This window comes from Sedimentibacter sp., from assembly GCF_038562225.1.
GTDB lineage: Bacteria > Bacillota > Clostridia > Tissierellales > Sedimentibacteraceae > Sedimentibacter.
Genome location: NZ_JBCFAS010000005.1, coordinates 114,552 through 133,424, shown reverse-complemented (window position 1 = coordinate 133,424; position 18,873 = coordinate 114,552). Strand labels below are relative to the sequence as shown.

The 18,873-nt window shown below is 38.4% G+C and carries 18 protein-coding genes and 1 riboswitch; of the genes, 17 read left to right on the top strand and 1 reads right to left on the bottom strand.

Features of this window, described 5'->3' with window-relative positions; translation table 11 throughout:
* The first annotated feature begins 17 nt into the window (after window positions 1-17).
* The 12 genes from AAGU76_RS17150 (at window position 18) to AAGU76_RS17095 (ending at window position 9,467) form a co-directional block, all read left to right on the top strand.
* Window positions 18-1,226 (top strand): type II secretion system F family protein, encoded by a 1,209-nt coding sequence (locus AAGU76_RS17150; RefSeq protein WP_342486750.1) that lies wholly within the window; start codon window positions 18-20, stop codon window positions 1,224-1,226.
* A gap of 82 nt (window positions 1,227-1,308) precedes the next feature.
* On the top strand, window positions 1,309-1,695 hold the full coding sequence (locus tag AAGU76_RS17145; RefSeq protein ID WP_342486749.1) for a type II secretion system protein: 387 nt from the start codon (window positions 1,309-1,311) through the stop codon (window positions 1,693-1,695).
* Window positions 1,696-2,055: 360 nt separating this feature from the next.
* On the top strand, window positions 2,056-2,805 hold the full coding sequence (locus AAGU76_RS17140) for a prepilin peptidase (protein WP_342486748.1): 750 nt from the start codon (window positions 2,056-2,058) through the stop codon (window positions 2,803-2,805).
* Window positions 2,806-2,818: 13 nt separating this feature from the next.
* Window positions 2,819-4,294: a pilus assembly protein PilM gene (pilM, locus tag AAGU76_RS17135; RefSeq protein ID WP_342486747.1), complete on the top strand. Its 1,476-nt coding sequence runs from the start codon at window positions 2,819-2,821 to the stop codon at window positions 4,292-4,294.
* Window positions 4,281-4,850, top strand: coding sequence for a hypothetical protein (locus AAGU76_RS17130; RefSeq protein WP_342486746.1), 570 nt, complete (start codon window positions 4,281-4,283; stop codon window positions 4,848-4,850). Before pilM ends, AAGU76_RS17130 begins: the two co-directional genes overlap by 14 nt.
* Window positions 4,843-5,241 (top strand): prepilin-type N-terminal cleavage/methylation domain-containing protein, encoded by a 399-nt coding sequence (locus AAGU76_RS17125; RefSeq protein ID WP_342486745.1) that lies wholly within the window; start codon window positions 4,843-4,845, stop codon window positions 5,239-5,241. Before AAGU76_RS17130 ends, AAGU76_RS17125 begins: the two co-directional genes overlap by 8 nt.
* Before the next feature lie 128 nt (window positions 5,242-5,369).
* Window positions 5,370-5,915 (top strand): hypothetical protein, encoded by a 546-nt coding sequence (locus AAGU76_RS17120; RefSeq protein ID WP_342486744.1) that lies wholly within the window; start codon window positions 5,370-5,372, stop codon window positions 5,913-5,915.
* 12 nt (window positions 5,916-5,927) lie between these two features.
* Complete coding sequence (locus AAGU76_RS17115; RefSeq protein ID WP_342486743.1) at window positions 5,928-6,476, top strand: prepilin-type N-terminal cleavage/methylation domain-containing protein; 549 nt, start codon at window positions 5,928-5,930, stop codon at window positions 6,474-6,476.
* Between the two features lie 143 nt (window positions 6,477-6,619).
* Window positions 6,620-7,051 (top strand): type II secretion system protein, encoded by a 432-nt coding sequence (locus AAGU76_RS17110; RefSeq protein ID WP_342486742.1) that lies wholly within the window; start codon window positions 6,620-6,622, stop codon window positions 7,049-7,051.
* 47 nt (window positions 7,052-7,098) lie between these two features.
* Window positions 7,099-7,656 carry an elongation factor P gene (efp, locus tag AAGU76_RS17105; RefSeq protein ID WP_342486741.1) on the top strand — a complete coding sequence of 186 codons (558 nt, stop codon included), beginning with the start codon at window positions 7,099-7,101 and terminating at the stop codon, window positions 7,654-7,656.
* A 10-nt stretch (window positions 7,657-7,666) separates the two neighbouring features.
* Window positions 7,667-8,011: a CD1247 N-terminal domain-containing protein gene (locus tag AAGU76_RS17100; RefSeq protein WP_342486740.1), complete on the top strand. Its 345-nt coding sequence runs from the start codon at window positions 7,667-7,669 to the stop codon at window positions 8,009-8,011.
* Window positions 8,012-8,129: 118 nt separating this feature from the next.
* On the top strand, window positions 8,130-9,467 hold the full coding sequence (locus tag AAGU76_RS17095; protein ID WP_342486739.1) for an MATE family efflux transporter: 1,338 nt from the start codon (window positions 8,130-8,132) through the stop codon (window positions 9,465-9,467).
* A gap of 68 nt (window positions 9,468-9,535) precedes the next feature.
* Here AAGU76_RS17095 and AAGU76_RS17090 read toward each other — a convergent pair whose 3' ends face one another.
* On the bottom strand, window positions 9,536-10,408 hold the full coding sequence (locus AAGU76_RS17090) for a hypothetical protein (RefSeq protein ID WP_342486738.1): 873 nt from the start codon (window positions 10,406-10,408) through the stop codon (window positions 9,536-9,538).
* Window positions 10,409-10,732: 324 nt separating this feature from the next.
* On the opposite strand from AAGU76_RS17090, the gene AAGU76_RS17085 reads away from it, so the two are divergent.
* From AAGU76_RS17085 to AAGU76_RS17065, 5 genes are all read left to right on the top strand, one after another.
* Window positions 10,733-11,155 carry a C-GCAxxG-C-C family (seleno)protein gene (locus AAGU76_RS17085; protein WP_342486737.1) on the top strand — a complete coding sequence of 141 codons (423 nt, stop codon included), beginning with the start codon at window positions 10,733-10,735 and terminating at the stop codon, window positions 11,153-11,155.
* Between the two features lie 15 nt (window positions 11,156-11,170).
* A complete protein-coding gene (locus tag AAGU76_RS17080) occupies window positions 11,171-13,048 on the top strand; it encodes an ATP-dependent helicase (RefSeq protein WP_342486736.1) in 1,878 nt (625 codons plus the stop codon).
* 123 nt (window positions 13,049-13,171) lie between these two features.
* Window positions 13,172-14,383 carry a bacterial transcriptional activator domain-containing protein gene (locus AAGU76_RS17075; protein ID WP_342486735.1) on the top strand — a complete coding sequence of 404 codons (1,212 nt, stop codon included), beginning with the start codon at window positions 13,172-13,174 and terminating at the stop codon, window positions 14,381-14,383.
* A gap of 177 nt (window positions 14,384-14,560) precedes the next feature.
* The gene (locus tag AAGU76_RS17070; protein ID WP_342486734.1) at window positions 14,561-16,381 is read left to right on the top strand and encodes an S-layer homology domain-containing protein; all 1,821 of its coding nucleotides are present in this window, start codon (window positions 14,561-14,563) and stop codon (window positions 16,379-16,381) included.
* 161 nt (window positions 16,382-16,542) lie between these two features.
* A riboswitch (cyclic di-GMP riboswitch) is annotated at window positions 16,543-16,628 on the top strand.
* 188 nt (window positions 16,629-16,816) lie between these two features.
* The coding region (locus AAGU76_RS17065; protein ID WP_342486733.1) for an InlB B-repeat-containing protein at window positions 16,817-18,873 on the top strand (2,057 nt) is incomplete at its 3' end.

The following is an 18,873-nucleotide window of genomic DNA, read 5'->3' as shown; positions in this document are numbered from 1 at the left end:
AGAAAGTTGAGGAAGAAATGGCTGTTTACAAATGCAAGGTGTTCAGCAGTTCCGGAGAGAAACTTGTATTTAAAGTAGAAGGGTTTTCCGAAGATGACATACTTGCAGATTTAAGAAAGAATAATTTCATAATTGCTGATATCAGAAAACACTCAAGGCTGTTTGAAGATAGGAGAATGCATATAACTGCTAAGATTAAGGCAAAGGAGCTGTCATTGTTATGCAGGCAGCTTAATTCCATGCTAAGATCCGGCATAAGCATTGTTAAGTGTATTGAAATTTTAAGTATGCAGGCTGAAAACCAAAACTTCAGGTCAGTACTTGTGAAAATATACCGAGAACTATTGACAGGAAGCACATTCTCTGAAGCAGTTCAATGTTGCAGCGAGCTTTTCCCACCGATGTTTGTTTCGATGGTAAAAGCCGCAGAACTAAGCGGAAACCTGGAAAAGGTAATGGAAAGAATGTCAGTGCATTACAGTAGGGAGCATAAGATTGAAAGCAAGGTTAAGTCTGCTCTCACTTATCCTGCTGTGCTTGCGGTTGTATCCACCTTTGTCGTAATATTTCTGCTTTTGAATGTTATGCCCACATTTGTTGATTTGTATCAAAGCTCAGGAGTTGCACTGCCATTGACGACAAGGGCAATGCTTAAATTGAGCAGCTTCCTTCAAATTGCGTGGAAGTATGCTGCTGTCACTGTTATCTTTGGCGTTTTTGCAGCAGCAAGATTATTTAAGGATAAAAACATCAGGTTAAGAATTGACAGGTTCAAGCTTGGAATTCCTCTGTACAGGACACTGAAGATCGAGCTGGCTGCTTCCAGGTTTGCAAGGACGCTGTCAACCCTTATAGAGAGCGGAGTTTCTTTGCTTTCCGGCCTTGAGGCTGTTTCTACCGTAGTTGGAAATGAATATATCAGCAATCATATTTTGAATGCAAGAGAGGATGTTCGCAAGGGCTCCTCTCTTTCTTGTTCAATAAGGGATAACAATATTTTTCCCCCGATGGTTTACAGCATGATTCAGATTGGAGAAGAGGCGGGCCAGCTTGAAGAGGTATTGGACAAGACCGCTGATTTTTTTGATGATGAGGTAGAAAATGCTATCCAGAAGCTGATTGCACTTATTGAACCTGTAATGATAGTTGCAATGGCAGCAATCATTGGTTTCATAATGCTTGCCATGTTATCTCCCATGTTTGAAATGATAAATACGTTTCAATGATGATATAGTTTTGAATAATCTTTTTGAAGCGAAATTGTGCGCACAGAAGCTTTAAAGATTAAATAAAGCAATGGAGAAGGTTATGAAAAAAAGAAATGAAAAAGGTTTCACACTGGTGGAACTGATAGTTGTTATGGCTGTGCTTGCAATAATTTCTGCAATTGCAGTCCCGAGGTTTATTGGTGTACAGGATAAGGCAAAAGAAGATGCGGATTATGCTACAGGTGCAATGATTGCTAAAGCCGCTGAATTGTATTTTGCAAAGGAAGAAGATGCAGTTAGCCCGGTGTTGGCTAGCGAATTAGTGACTGCTAATTATATTAATGGTATTGAGTTTAAGTCTGAAACATTCAAAGACTATACTGCTGATCAAGTTCAGGTAACTTTTGAGGGTACTGGCAATGTTACTGTAGTAGCTAGCGATGGTACCGATACTGACTATTTATATCCAAGATCTTCAGGTTCTTAATTTAATGGAGCTTTGTCATCCTGAGGCGAAGCCGAAGGAGCTCAACACGAATAACCAGGGAGATCACACAGTCTCATTCACCAATATATTAGCTCCCTATGGTCGCATATATTGGGAATTCGTTGTGAGTGACCTACCGCTATTTTTCAGAAAAGAATCTGAAAAATAGGGTTAGGGCATCTTTCGCTTCGCTCAGGATGACGCAGCTAACCGTAGAAGTATTTCACTATTTTCAGAACAGCATCGTTATAAGTTTATGTGTGGTATCAGTATTGGTAGTCTGTTTCATAATCCCTGTTTCCTGGGAGGGCTGAAGTCAGGCAGCCCTCCCGAAAACAAAAAATGTAGAAAGAGGTTTGTATGTTAGTGATTGTCTTTATTTACGGGTTAATAACAGGATCATTTGCCAATGTATGTATTAGCAGGATTCCAGAAGGAATATCGGTTGTCAGTCCTTATTCTTTCTGTGAAAGCTGCGGTCACAGACTTTATTTCAGGGACATGATTCCTGTTTTAAATTATGTAACCTCACGAGGTAAATGCAGATACTGCAATGCTTCATACTCTGTTCAGCATCCTATAGTGGAGACGGCTAATGCTGCAATATATGCTTTAATTTACTTGAAATACGGTTTAAATTTCGTTTTTGTAATTTACTGCCTGTTGTCAAGCCTGATGTTAACTATCAGCGTTATAGACATAGAACACATGATAATACCGGACAGCCTCAATGTTGTGGGAATGATGTTAGGAACAGCCTTAATGATGAATAACAGCAACTTAATCCTTGATAGGATGTTTGGAGCTTTAATCGGTTTTGGTATCTTTATGGGTATTGCATACGTTACAAAGTCAATGGGCGGCGGAGATGTAAAGCTTTCGGCAGTTATGGGTTTTATATTTGGAATTGAGGGCATTTTGTTCATAACAATATTGTCATTTGTTTTAGGAGCAGTGTCGTGTTTGGCTATGATAATTCTAGAGATGAAAAAAATGAAGGACATGGTTCCATTTGGCCCGTTTATATGTGCGGCAGCATTCCTGTACATTTTCACGGGTGCTGAAATTGTAAACAGTTATATAAATTTCGTAATGCAAATGGTTGAGTAGAGCAGGTGAAAAGATGCATGTTGTGTTGGTGCTGGAATTCGGAGACGGAAAAATCAATTTTGTGGAAGGCACTGCTACAAAGAAATCACTAAAAGTTATCAGTCATGGGTATATTGAGCTTCAGCCAAATATTCTAGATGATGGTGCGATTAAAGACTTCCATGCTTTAAAGGAGCTGCTTGAAGGTGCCTTATCGGAACATGGCTTGAAATCAAGGAAGGCAGTTTTTTTAATTAATTCCAATGCGGTATTAATAAGAAAAATAGAATTGCCCCATGTAAAGAGCGCCAAGGAAACAGAAAAGATGTTAAACTTCAAGCTCCAGGAACTTCTGCCTTCGTTCTTTTACCGGTACAAGTGTATGTACAAAACCGTCGGCTGGTATAACAGCAATGGGATAAAAAAGGCAACGCATGTGGTTTATGGCATTAACAGGAAAACGTACGATCATTACAAAAACCTTGCAGACAGCCTGAAGATGGACCTGAAATCTTTGGATGTTTCATCGAACTGCATATCAAGGATTGATGAAAAAAAAGACATGACAGGCAGTGTAAGAGAAAAATATGCTGTTGCATTTATCTGCCTTGAAGAAAATGGAGCTTCACTTTGCATTTCCACCAACGGAACAGCGGTATTTCATAAGAATTTTAAATCATTTAGTTCATCAGAGGAATGCGTGAATGAAGTGCTGAAATGTTTTCGGTTTTATAAATCTTCCAACAAGGATATTCCTATAGCAGCAACCTATATGTACGGAGAAGCGTCAGACGAAAAGACAAGGGAAAAATTAAGATATGAACTTAAAACATCATCAGAAAAAATCAAGGATCTGCCAGCAATAAGCGGCATTGAAAAAATTCATGAGGCTGACATATGTAAATTTATAAGCCTGCTTGTATCATTGAAAACATATAAAAAAGATAAAAACTTTCTTTCGGATGAAAAAAATCTTCACAAGCTAAGGTTTAATGCGGCTCTTGCTGTCATGTCCTTGTGTGTGATTGTTATTGCTGTTATTGCTTATTTTAGCGTTGACAGGGTCTTAAGGAATGAAATAAAGAACAGTCAGCTGAATGCGATGAACATGTTCATTACCGACGAGGATAATATCGCAATAAACAGCCGTATCAGTGATATAAGAAGCAGAATTGATTATCTAGAAAAATACTACAAGGAAGCATTGAAAATAAAGGATGAATTCGGAGAAGACAGACTGATATGCTCTGACTTGTTTGAAAAAATCAGAAGCTGTGCTCCCGAAGGAACAAAAATAAAATCTATCAGTTCAGATTGTTTTACATCTGTAGTCAGCTGTAGCTCGGATTCGTTAAAAGAGGTTACGTTGTTTGCAGCGAACCTTAGGAATGTTGATTTCATTGAAGATATAAACATAGCAAACATAGAGATCAGCAGGGATATGTATAAACAGGGCTGCGATTATCAGGTAACTTGCATTTTGAAAGGTGTTGAAAATGAGGAACAATAATGTATTAAAACTGATGTTTATCATAGCAGCAGCGTCTGCTTCAATTTTCATGCTTATAAACAACCTGCCTAAGGCTTATGGTATGTTCGGAAAAACCGAAGATGAATATATCCTTTTGAGTTCCCAGTATGAAAACATGTTTGATAATATCAGAAATAAAAAAAATTATGAAAACGAGATGTCAGACTTGATGCAAAGGATCAGCAGCTTAAATGTCAAGGAAGATATTAGACAGGAACAGGTTTTAGGCAACCTGGATGAAATTTTATCCGGCTGCGACATAGAGGCTTTCGAAATCCTGTTTTCCCAGCCGCAAATCATTCATGTTGGAGGTGAAGAATTAAACGAAAACACGTCAAATGAAGCAAGGAAAGTCTCAGTTAATCTTAAGTTTACGTCAAACTATGTCAACGTGCTTAAGTTTATGGATGCTATCCAGGAAAGTCAAATGGGCTTTACAGTTGAAAAGGTTCAGTTGAATATGGATGAAAATGATGTGTTTGGGGAAGCGAATCTTTGTTTTTACGTTCTGACCATGGATGAGTATTATGAATAGAAAACAATCTAGAGAAGGAAACAATCGCGGCATCACGCTGGTTGAAATAATAGTTACAGTTGCTGTGGCCGGAATTTTTATTGTGCCGCTTATGGGTATGTTTGTGTTTGCATCCGGAATAAACTCAAGAAGCCATGAGGAATTTAAAGCGGTCATGCTAGCCCAGGCTTACGTGGAACAACTCAAAGCCATGGATGGACTTGACCGGGATAAGTATATGTATAATAGCTTGACGGGAAAATATGAATTGTTTGTACCTGAGACAGAAAATGATTTTGGTGTAGAAGCAGTAATCTGTCAGGAAGGAATCATATGTTACATCATTATTTACATTAGGCATGAAGGAGAAACCATATGTATCTTAAACGGCAGCAGAATATTAATTGAATAAAAAGGGAGATCACACAGTTGTGAATGACCTACCGCTATTTTTCAGAAAAGAACCTGAAAAATAGGGTTAGGGCATCTTTCGCTTCGCTCAGGATGACAAATCCGGCAATACAAGAAACGGGGAAACATATGAATACAAAGGGTTCGGTTCTGGTGTTTATGGTCATCTGTTCAGCTGTTATAGCGGCGCTTGGTGTGTCAATTTTAAGCACTGCCATGATACAATACAATATAAAAAGAACTAACACTGAAGCCAGACAAGCATTTTATATGGCAGAAACCGGTTTGAATGAAGCTTTTTCAGAAGCCTATATATTGGTTATCGAAGCAAGGAATTTCTCAAAGTCAAAAGCAGAGGAATATCTTGTGTCATTTCCAGAAGATGAAGCAGGTGCGGAATCTGTCTTCTCAGCAAACTTCAAATCATACATACTCAGCAATTTTAAAGGCAGAGTGGAAAGTTCATCAAACCCGGCTGTTGCTGTAACAAACACTGTCTTGATATTTTATGGTGACTGCCTTACGGCAAATTTAAGGTCTGTTTTCAGTGCTGAAAAGATCGATAGAAAAATTGATGCCCAAATTGTAATATTAGTTCCAACCTTTAGCAGTATCAGCAGTGAAACATTTAAAGCAGAAGACTATGTGAAATTTGCAAACTGGACAAATTATTGAAAGGATATTGCGATGATAAAAAACAACAGAGGTTTTACACTTGTTGAACTCATGGCGGCGTTGGGACTGTCAGCTGTGGTTATTTCCTTGGTAATAGCCTTTTTTGTTGTTAACGTAAACAATTACAGAAAAATTAATACTGAAGCTGAGCTTCAGTTTCAGTCACAGTACATACTTAACTTCATGTCTGCGAAAATAATGAAATCAAGAAACATCTCCCTTGTCAGAAGAGATGAAGTTGTAGATTATTCTCTAAGTGTTCAAAGAACCGCAGACACTGAAATGAATACAGTTAAAATTTCCTTTCGTTTTGGAGACAGCACTTATGATAATTATGTATTCCACATTGTAAACGGAAACATTAGGTACGGCTTGGGAGGCAGGGATATAAAACCCACGGTTGAACTGGGAAGCTTTGTTAAAAATATGTTTATTTCACTGCTGAAAAATGACAGTCTTGGGAATGCCAACGCCCTTAGAATCCGTCTTATCCTTGAGAAAGACGGACAGTCATACGAAACAAGGCAGATTGTGTATATGAGAAACAGCATTCAGCAATGAATGCTCGCAGATACAGCAGAACGTCGTTTCAAGCCATGGTATTATAAAAAGAAGTAAGGCTCAAACTAGATGAAAATAAATAAATACATTGACAAATACTGAATTAATTTATAAAATAAGCTATGGTATATTTTAGGTGGACTATGAGTAAATGCGGGTTTACCCTAATTGAAACTGTCGTGACTATTTTTATATTAATGCTTTTGCTGACATTAGCTGTTCCGATGCTTGATTATGATTTTGCTTATATGGACAAAATGGCTAATGAATTTGCCATGGATTTAAGACGGGTACAGATGGAAAGCATGAAGAAGCCGGGAACTGAGTATACTATCAGCATCAATAGAGCTGAAAACTGCTACTATGTCAAAAAAGAAGCAGCGACGGTCAAATTGGTAAAGTTCAAGGAAAGATATAAAATTAATTACTCAAATTCCAATATGGATGCGATCGGATTTACTTATGAAGGCATGCCTGTAAATGCGGGCACGTTTTCGATTTTCGATACCAAAACAAATGCAATCAAGGAAATATCTATAGTTCCCACCACCGGAAGAACTATAATTAAAGAATAAGCAGCAATGTGCTGGTTATAATATACATAAAGGAGGAGACACTAACAATGATTACAGCAAGTGATTTTAAAAAGGGCATTACTATATCATGGAATAATGGATTATGGCTTATAGTAGATTTTCAACATGTTAAACCTGGAAAAGGAGCTGCGTTTGTTAGGAGTAAATTAAAAAACATCATAACTGGAGCTATCAGAGAGGAAACTTTCAACCCAACTGAAAAATTCCCGCTGGCACGTATTGAAACAAAGGATATGCAGTACTTGTACAATGATGGTGAATTGTACTATTTCATGGATCCTGAAACATTTGAGCAGATTCCATTGAATCATGACGCGGTTGAGGATGCTATCATCTACCTGAAAGAAAATGATTTTGCACAGATGAGATTCTATGAAGGAAAGCCATTTGAAGTATCCGCACCAAACTTTGTTGAATTGGAAATCACTGAAACTGAGCCTGGATTCAAGGGTGATACAGCTACAGGTGCAAACAAGCCTGCTATAACTGAAACCGGCGCTAAAATAAATGTGCCGCTTTTTGTTGAGATAGGAGATAGAGTGAAGATTGACACCAGAACCGGTGAATATCTATCAAGAGTATAGGAGGTAACATATGGATTTTTTATACGAAAAAATTTCTTATTTGAGAGGCTTAGCAGACGGTTTGGATGTTAAAGCCGATACTAAGGAAGGCAAATTATTTAATGCGTTGATGGATGTTATCGAAGAAATTGCTGACGGATTGAATGACATAGTTGAAGAGCAAGACGAAGTTAACGAGTACTTAGATTTATTGGATGAAGATTTATCAGCAGTTGAAAATGAAGTTTTCGGCGATGAAATCGACGAAGATGATTATGACGATGATGATTATGATTTCGATTTTGACGATGAAGATTACGACGACGACTACGATGACGAAGAGCATTGTGGCTGTGGTTGCGAAGAAGAAGAATAATTTGCAGAAAGAAGCATTTCCTTGTGGAATGCTTTTTTATTTGCCTTCAAAAATATAACCTTAGCACTTGACATTGGTATCATACCATAGTTTATACTATGGGCAAGAGGTGAGGAACATGAAAAGAAAATTTCTTATGTATGTGATACCTTCGGTTTCAGCTATGTGGATATATTCGCTTTACACAATGGCAAGCGGTATTTTTGTGGCAAAGGGAATAAATGAAATAGCTCTTGCATCATTAAGCATCAGCATGCCTTTCATAAATGGTGTATTCGCATTAGCAATTTTGTTTGCAGTTGGCACATCGACTATTGCATCAATAAACTTGGGTAATAAAAAGACTGACAAGGCCAGTGAAATCTTTTCAATGAATTCAGTTATTCTTACAGTAATAAGTATCACAGCAACTGCAGCGGTACTTATAAATCTGGATAGAATATCGTATTTCTTGGGTGCCACAGACAAAACAATTGTATATGTAAGGGACTATCTGAGGCTGATGTCCTTATACAGTGTTTTTGCGGTACTGACGTATTACTTTGAGGTATTGGTGAAAACTGACGGTCATCCGCAGCTTGCCACAATTGGTGTAGGCATTTCAGCAGTAACGAACATTTCATTGGTTTACTTATTTGTAATAAGGATGAATTTGGGCATTAAGGGAGCTGCTTTGGCTTCGGGGCTATCCTACGGTGCATCTACCATATTTTATCTGGTTCATTTTATCAAAGGAAATTCAAAGCTTAAATTTGTATCTTTCAAACTTGATTTATCTTTGATAAAAAGAACATTGAGATTGGGTCTGGCCGATTTCATTACTGAATTTTCATCAGGCTTTATCACATTTATGTTCAACTGGACCATAATAAGAAACATAGGCGAAATAGGTGTAATAACATATACGGTAATAGTTTATCTGAACAGTTTTGTTAACATGACAATGGCTGGAATTTCTCAGGGAGCACAGCCGCTGGCAAGCTATTACTACGGAAAAGATGAAAAAAAATCATATTCATATATATTTAAGACATCAGTCAAGACTGTTGCTTTGGTATCTCTGGCAGTATATGCAGTATGCATGATATTTGCCGAAAAAATTGCCGGAATCTATATTAGAAGCGAAGAAACAGAGCTTTTGCAGTATTCGGTAAGGGCACTTAGAACTTTTGCACCTACATACCTGCTAGCAGGGTTTAACATAATATTTGTAGGATTCTACTCAGCTATTGAAAAACCTGTTTATTCTATGATTATTTCCATAGGCAGAGGTTTGGTGGTCATGTCAGCATCGTTGATGCTGATGACTGAACTGGTTGGACCAAACGGTATATGGATGTCATCGGTTGTTTCCGAAGTTGTTTGTTTGGCTGGAGCAACACTGATTTTCATCAAGCTGCACTGCGATGATATGTTTTCGGGAATATTCGAAAGGCAATTAAGAGTTAAGAATTAGTAGTATTAACGGTATCACATGAGAAAGGCAGCCGGTTCGGCTGCCTTTTATTGTGCTGTACATAATTTTTACGGCCAGATCTCTTCAGGGTTTACTCCGTAAATCTGAACCACTTCAAACAGATCGCTGTTGGCTATATCCTTTGGGGTTACCAGCCATGAACCGTCATAATCAACGTCATAACCGTGCTGCATGAACGGATACCACACAAGGTGCGAGCACTGAGTGCTTCTTAATTGGCCGGGAGATGGATTCTTGCTGCTGAGGAGGCCAACAAATAAACCATAGGGAACATCGTTTAGATTAGCTTTTGCAAATTTGGCAATTTCGTCAAGAGTTTCCGGGGATGTATCCTTGAGTTTAAGCATCATGAATGACGGATATACCCTCCATTTGTTAATGTTTTGAAGCATTGTGTTCGTTCCGAGAATTACGGCTTCAAGAGTTTCGCCTTTTTCTGCATCTGTTATTATAGCTGCATGGCCGTGCCTCCAGCCAAGAGAGTGAGTTGCTTTTGTAACCAGAACATACCCGTTTTCGTAGGGTGCCAAGTTGAAGCCGTACATTGGTTTTCCATCATTATTGACGAATGATTCCTGGCTTGTTATTATTCCGATTGATTCACAAAGAACATCATTATTCCTGAAAAAGTTATCCTGAAAACTGATTATTTCATCTTTACCGCCGTTTCTTGACAAAAGTTCATCCACTGCAGATTTTCCAAGTCCTGTCTGATAGAATAGTTTCTTGTAATCTTCATCGCTTAATGTTTCCTTGTTAAGCACTTCAGTCAGGTTCTCTTTTTGATAATCCGGCCGGATGTAACCTGATGGCTCGATCAGAGCTTCCATAGCTGTAACGGCAGCTGCAATCAGTAATATTGCACAAATAAAAATTATTAACTTTTTATGCTTGATTTGTTTTAAATTTAGTTTTGTCATGTTATCCAATCCGATTTTTAAATTTCGTTGATCAATCATAAGCTATGAGTTTAAAATTCTTCAATATATCAATTATATAACAACAACCGAAAATTACAATGGGAAAATATTTCTTCAATTAAGCAAAAATTATGGAAAGTTCAAGCTGTTAATTATAAAATATCTATGGTATAATATTTATCATTTATAGTTTGGAGGAATTCAAATGAACAAATATAAAAGAGCAAGCAATTTAAAAAGGGCAATTTGTCTGGTGCTGGCCTTTGGTATGATAATTACGACATTTATGAGCATGCTTATATATTTCTTCTAGAAAGGAACATTATGAAAAAAATAGTTGATGAACTGAACAAGCAGGAATTGGCACATCCTTTGGAAGAGCAGCCATTGTATCACAAGAACTGTGCCGAGATACTGCTGATGGCTGCAAATGAGAAGTACAACCTTGGACTTGACGACAGATTTTTTAAAGCTGTATGTCCGTATGGCGGTGGCCTTCAAACTGAAAAAACATGCGGAGCTCTGTTAGGCGCTTTGGCTGCATTGGGACTCATGTATACAGAAGAAAGACCTACAACAAATGACAGAATGAAGGAAAAATCAAAACTTCTGGTTGCAGAATTTGAAAAGGAATTCGGGTCTTTGGACTGCACATGCATAAAGGCCATTCACAGAAGCGAAACTGAAGGCTGCGCTCCTGTGAAAATCAGAGCAGCACAGGTGTTTGAAAAAGTTGTCAATGAATGATCAAAAAGGTGTAAAATGGAATACTTTGACTATTTGAAAGAAACAGTTGGCGTTGAGCTCAACAATCAGCAGAAGGCGGCGGCTTCCTTTGACAGGGGAAATGCCCTGGTTCTTTCAACTGCAGGATCAGGTAAGACTACCGTAACTATTGCGCGTGCCGGAAAACTGTTGTATGAGAACAGATGCGGCGGAAAGGTTCTTACAATAACTTTTTCCAAAATGGCCGCCAATGACATGAAAAACAGATTCTTATCTTATTTTGGCAGCGTATATAAATCTAAAACTGAATTTTCTACCATCCATGCCTTTTCTTATAAGATTGTAAGAAGTTTTTACAAGAGAAAAGGCATTGATTTTGATTTGCTTACAAACAATTATCACATACTTGGTGAAATTCTCAAGTCTTATTACTCCACGTCATTCTTCAGCTATGTCAGCGATGAAGAAATCGAAAATCTTTCTTCTTCAATAGGTTTTGTGAACAACATGATGATAAATCCGGCTGAGTACAGGGAACACGGAATTGAAATTAAGGGATTTGACAAACTTTATGAAGCGTATGCAGCATATAAGTCTCAAAACAGGCTCATCGATTTCGACGACATGCTTTCATATACATATAAAATTATCTCAGGGTCCGATTATTACAAAGAGTACATAAAAAGTTCCTATGAGTATATTCAGGTTGATGAAATGCAGGATACATCAAAAATACAGCATGAGATAATCAAACTCATAACCGGCGGCAATCTCTTTATGGTCGGTGATGATGACCAGGCTATTTATTCGTTCAGAGGAAGCTATCCGGATTTTATGCTTGAGTTTAAAGACATATATAGAGATGGAAAGATTTTTCACCTTGACAACAATTACAGGTCTGACAGGAATATCGTGGAGGGTGCCAGAAATTTCATCGAACGGAACAAAAAAAGATATGCGAAGTCTATAAAAACTGAAAATCCCAGAGAAAGTGAAATTAACATAATAAAGGTAAACAGCAGAGCTGAACAGGCTAAACTCATAACAGACGAGCTTGCCAAAGCAGGAAAGCGCACGGTGGGTATATTGTACCGCTACAACATGTCTGCCATGATTCTGGCTAACAACCTAAATGAAAACCACATCAGTTTCTATATCAAGGAAGATAAGACCAAGTTTTTCAGCAACCCTGTACTTTACGACATGGTTTCGTTTTTAAAACTGGCGCTTAATCCAAGGGACAGGGATGCTTTTTCAAGGATTTATTACAAAAGCTACACCTACTTCAACAAGAGTATGTGCAAAATTGTAATGGACAGTCCCAGGGAAGACCTGACGGTGTTTGATATCCTGGATAACTACAGGTATTTCGACCATTACGTATATGACAAAATCCATAGGTTTAAGATGGACATAAATTATCTGAACAAGCTTAGGCCGAAAGATGCCATCAGATTCATAAAAATGGAGATGGAGTATATAAACTATCTTGAAAGAATGCAGGAAGAAGGAAGGAATAATCTTTCAAATTCTGTACACATCCTTGAAATTCTTGAGGAAATAGGCTCCTATTGCAGCAACCTAAAGGAATTTATAGATAAGATCAACAGTCTCCAGGATGTTATAAAGACAGCTTCAGAAAATACTGATGCCAGTGTTACGCTGACAACAATCCATAGCGCAAAAGGTCTTGAATATGACTGCGTATACATGATTGACAACATTGAAGGAGAGTTTCTGTCAGATAGAAGGAATATGCCGGATGAACAGTACCATAAGATGATAGAAGAGGAAAGAAGGATTTTTTATGTGGGTATGACCAGGGCGAAAAAGGTTTTAAACATAATTATACCCGGTAAGCCATCGCTTTTTGTGAATGAACTTATACAATCAAACAAGAAAAATGTCATTTAAAAGCGCCTTTGAAAAAAGTTTTGCAAAGTTAAATATTTTCTGATTTAATTTTTATTGAAAAATATCATAAAAAAATGTATAATGTAACATAATGTAAGTTGGAATTTTATGGGGGACGCTGGTATGAAACTTTACATTAATACGTTAGGAGAATTTGATATAAAATCAGACGGTCAATCCGTACTCAGGGAATCTAGCCGGACATACAGGATTTACAAGCTGTTCGAGTACTTTCTTACCTTCAGGAACAAAAAGCTGCTGCCGGATACAATAATTGATAATTTGCTGTCGGAAAGTGAGTCGGATGATCCTAAGAACATGCTTCGAACCCAGATATTCAGACTGAGGAAGATAATCAAGTCGCTGCTTCCAGAAGATGTGGACGACAGCAATTTCATCAACATAAATTTTACCAACGGCTACTATTGTCTTGAAATTGGAGAGAACACAATTATAGATATAGACGAATTTGAAAGACTCATTCGTCAGGGAGATGCCGACAGGAATACTGATGTCAGAAGCGCCATAGAATTTTATGAAGAAGCCATAAGCTTATATAAAGGTTTGTATCTGTCAGACAACGCCTATGAGGTTTGGCTGGTTCCCACAAGAAATTATTATCAAAGGCTGTATTTGAAAACATTGTACAAGCTTTTTGACCTCTTGAGGGGAATCGATGAGAATGAAAGAATCATAATGCTCTGTGAAAAGGCGCTGCTGATAGAACCTTTTGAAGAAGAGATACACATAAGTATGATGGAAGCCATGCTCAGGATCGGACAGAGCAAGGCTGCCATGAATCATTATGAATATGCGGCTAATCTTATCGAAAAGGAAATGGATGCGAAGCCTTCCTCCAGGTTTACCGAACTGAATAAAAAGATTCAAAACAGTACGCACAGAAACAGCGATCTTGATATTTCAAACATAAAGATGCAACTGGAAGAAGACACTTCAGATGGAGCATTATTCTGCAACTTTGAATATTTTAAATTCCTTTTTAACCTTCAAAAAAGGAAATCTCTCAGAAACAACGAATATGATTATTTGTGCATAATCAATTACAGCAGCAAGGGGTATATGTTGGATGCAAAAGAAGTAAGCAAGCTTTCACGTGAATGGACATCATTGCTGCAGAAAACCCTGAGGAAGGGCGATGTCTTTACGTTCTGGAACAGCAGCCAGATATTGATAATGCTTCATGAGGTGAAAGGTGACGGAATAAAAGTCATTGAAAACCGAATATTCTCAAACCTGAAGAATTATCAAATGTTGCATGACAATGAAATCAGTATGATATTTCAGCCTCTCGTGTCGGAAAACACATTGCTTTAGACTAAGAACAGCCAAAATTAAGGGCTGTTTTTTATATGTCTGTAATTCATTTGTAATTGAAATGAAATTGAAATTACACCAGTAAATAATAGATATGTAATTTCGCAAAATTATAATGATATCAAGAACAGTAAATTACAAATTAACATAATAAACGACATAATTTGGGAGGGAGCAATGAATAAGAATATTTTTACCAAGGTTATCTGCCTGGTTACAGCATTTATAATGAGCATACCCGCATTGCCGGCATATATGGCGAATGCGGCAGAAACATACGGCAATGTCTATATGCAAAACATTTCATCTACAAATGGACAAACCGTACTTCAGGCATTTTGGGAGAAGGATGGAAATCTTCAGGCCGTATTTACGGCTCTGCAAACAAAAGACATTGTATCAATCACTTATATTGACAGTGATGAACATGCGACAACAGTAACCGGTTCAGCTATCAATGTAATGAATGTTTCAACTTTGACGGTGGGAAATGAAACAATTGAAGCACCGGCTAAGAACCACAAATTTATTACTGCTGATTTTGAAAATACCGAATATGACAGCGGCTTTAAAATATTGATAGATGTGAGCAGCGGAAACGGCCATGAATTCAGCAAGGAAAAAGGAAACAGCGGAAATAATAATAACATACAAAAAGCTGCCTATACAGTTGAGCACTATAGACAGGATGAAGAAACATACAAGCTGTATGAAACAGAAGAGTTAGAGGGTGAAGTGAATCAGACAGTTACCGCAACGGCTAAGGATTACGATGAGTATACATGCGATTTAAGCATTGAAGGTACCGCAGCCAGCGGAGAAGTAAATGAAGACGGATCACTGGTACTTAAGCTTTACTATAGAATGAATTATTCAGATGAAATCGGCGAAGATGAAGAAGATCCAAAAACTGGAACTGGTACTGATGAAGGTGCTGGAGGTTCTAATAACGGCAATGGCGGCCAGGGAAACACCAATCCTGAAAACACCAACCCAGCGGCCGGCGGTTCAAGCAGTGATGATTCTGACAACAGCGACCCGGGAACCGGAGATTCAAGTACAGGCAGCAGCGGACAAGATAACAGCTCAAGCGGCGGTGAAGACAGTTCAAACGAAGATGAACACAGCGGCGATGAAGATGATGAAAACAGCGGCAACGATGATTCAGTAACTGGCGGTACAGGAACGGACTTAGCTGATGGTGAGACCAATACTGATGAAGGTGAGACCGGTACTAACGATGGTGAGACCAATACTAATGATGATGATACAGAAAGTAATGACAGAAATGGCAGCGGCGGCGGTGGGATAACCATTGAAGATTCAGCAGTGCCTCTTGCAAGCTTGGAGAAATCAGATCACTTTGCATATGTGATAGGCTATCCTGAAGGTGATGTGAGACCGTTGAACAGAATAACAAGAGAAGAAGTGGCAATGATATTCTACAGACTTCTTACAGATGAAAGCAGAAGCAGCTTGCTAAGCGACGGGAATACTTTCAGCGATATGGCAGGACATGAATGGTCAAACCGCGCAATATCTACCTTGAGCAATGCCGGCATAATCAAAGGCTATCCAGATGGTACCTTTAAACCTTCAAATTCAATTACGAGAGCAGAATTTGCAACAATTGCAGCTAAATTCGACAGCCTTGACTTAAGCAGTGAAAGCATGATGACTGATATATTTGGTCACTGGGCTGAAAAATTCATAACGTCAGCAGAGATAAAGGGATGGGTCAAAGGGTATCCGGACTCAACGTTTAAGCCTGAACAGCTCATAACAAGAGCAGAAGCCATGACGCTTATCAACAACGTTCTTGGAAGAAAGGTTCCTAAAGAAAACATATATCCGGAAGCAATGTTTTGGCAGGATATTACTGAAGAAGACTGGTATTTTGAAAATGTAATGGAAGCAACTAACAGCCATGATTATTTATATGAAGAAGACGGCGACGAGCTTTGGACAGGTATGAAAGCAAACAAGGTATGGCCGTAGCGTTTAAAACCAACTATTTAGAATAATAGTTGGTTTTTTTTACCTCGTATGAATAATATAAGCAGTAAATAAATAAAATATCTCTGTGATGTTAATATTTGTGAAATATTGTTTACCACGACTTTTTCAGGGTATAAATTAATAAAGTACTCAAACTACAACTTAATATTTGGCAAACTTATTGAAAAATAAGGACGCAAAGCTAAGAAGTCTAAAGTATTAATGCTATGACGGTTCGGCTGCAAAATAATTTGAAATTATTTTGCAGCCTTTTCGTTTATAAACAGGTAAAAAGTGTTGATAAAGAACTAATGGAAAATGCTACTAGGCTAAAATCAACTATAGTCGAATTATGAAGGAGGGGAAAATGAATTACAATAGTACCTAGTACTCAGCACAAAATTTATGTAAATTATTCGGAAAGGAGGAAAGAGTATGAAAAAAAATTATTTTAAAAAATTAATAAGTGCAGTAATTGCCTTGTTGATGATTTTTCCTGCAACGCCGGGCTATATGGCAGGTGCACAGGAAATTGAAGCAGACGCTGATGAGATGATAATTTCGCCAGATTTTGAATCCGGCTTTTCATCTGAAAGCACAACGCCAGCAGCAATTACTTATAATGTTTTGTATAATGACAATACCGGATTTGATATTCCGGAACTAGCTGAGGGTCCATACCATGAAGGAGAAGAAGTAACTGTAGTTGAAAACACGTTTGTCAACGAAGGTTACAGCTTCAGCGGATGGAATAGTTCCCCGGATGGAGAAGGAGATGGCTATGAACCAGGCGATATATTGATTATGCCTGATCATGATGTGACTCTATTTGCTCAATGGGAAGCCGAAAGCATACTTATGGCACCTCTGATGCTGCCGTCTTTTGTAAGTACATCTCTTGAATTCTCAAAAGATGCTGATACTGATGTTTTAATGACCACAGGATATTCCACGAATGGTCAGACAGAAGTCAGAAAGCTTTGGGTACATAATGACATCATATATGTTGCAACAATAGGTTACCTGAAGGATATAACGCGGATTGAGTTTAACGGAGTGGATGTAGGTGCCTTCAACGTTTACAGCGCATCAGACAGAAGCGTGCCTCTGGTAATCGATTCAGTACCTTACTATGTTGATGGATTGGATCCGCCTACCAAGAGAGACAATTCCTATTGGATAGTTGTAGGATTCAGCCTGAGTTCGGACATTACATTCACAAGTCCGTTTACGCTCAGCATAATTACTGAAGCAACCGGAGGACATGGCATTGATTCTGTGCCTGTCAGCATTCTTAACGGATATATGATTAATTACTATATTGACGGTACTGAAACAAGGGTGCCGGACATATCACCAAATCCTGACATGGAAACATCTTTTTTAACAGGATGGGTTGATCTTCCGCCGCATCCGACGTCGGCCAACTATACAGTTAAAGCAGGTCAGCCAACACAGATTTATTTGACCGGCAAGGATGACTATATCAATATTTACTATGTTCCGAAAGCATTTGTGCTTACTGTAAAGCATGTTTATGACGGAACCGAAGATGTTGATTTAAGAACTGCAACAAATGTCCCATACGATGGAAGTGTTAATGAAAGCAAGATAGATAAAACTGGATTTTCTTTCAGCAACGTAACAACATCACCTGATCTGACTGATGAAAATATTTCTGGTGGAAATGTGACCGGAAAAATGCCGTTATCTGCTGTTACGATAACATTCTATTACACAAGGAACAGCAACAACCTGACAGTGAAACATGTGTATGACGGAACAGAGGATACAACGATTACAACAACAGTATCGACACCATACAATGCTGCAGTAAGCAAGAGCAAGGTTGACAAGGCGGGCTTCACGTTCTCGGAAATAACAACAGAGCCGGACTTGCTGAATGAAAACATAACAGCAGGAACGGTTACAGGCAATATGCCCAATGCGTCAGTGATTATCACCTTCACATACACGAGAGACAGCAACAACCTGACAGTGAAACATGTGTATGACGGAACAGAGGATACAACGATTACAACAACAGTATCGACACCATACGATGCTGCAATAAGCAAGAGCAAGGTTGACAAGACAGGATTCACGTTCTCGGGAATAACAACAGAACCGGACCTGCTGAATGAAAACATAACAGCAGGAACGGTTACAGGCAATATGCCCAATGCGTCAGTGATTATCACCTTCACATACACGAGAGACAGCAACAACTTGACAGTGAAACACGTGTATGACGGAACCGAGGACACATCGCTTACGACGACAGTATCAACACCATACGAAGCTGCAGTAAGCAAGAGCAAGATTGACAAGACTGGCTTCACGTTCTCGGGAATAACAACAGAACCGGACTTGCTGAATGAAAACATAACAGCAGGAACGGTTACAGGCAATATGCCCAATGCGTCAGTGATTATCACCTTCACATACACGAGAGACAGCAACAACTTGACAGTGAAACACGTGTATGACGG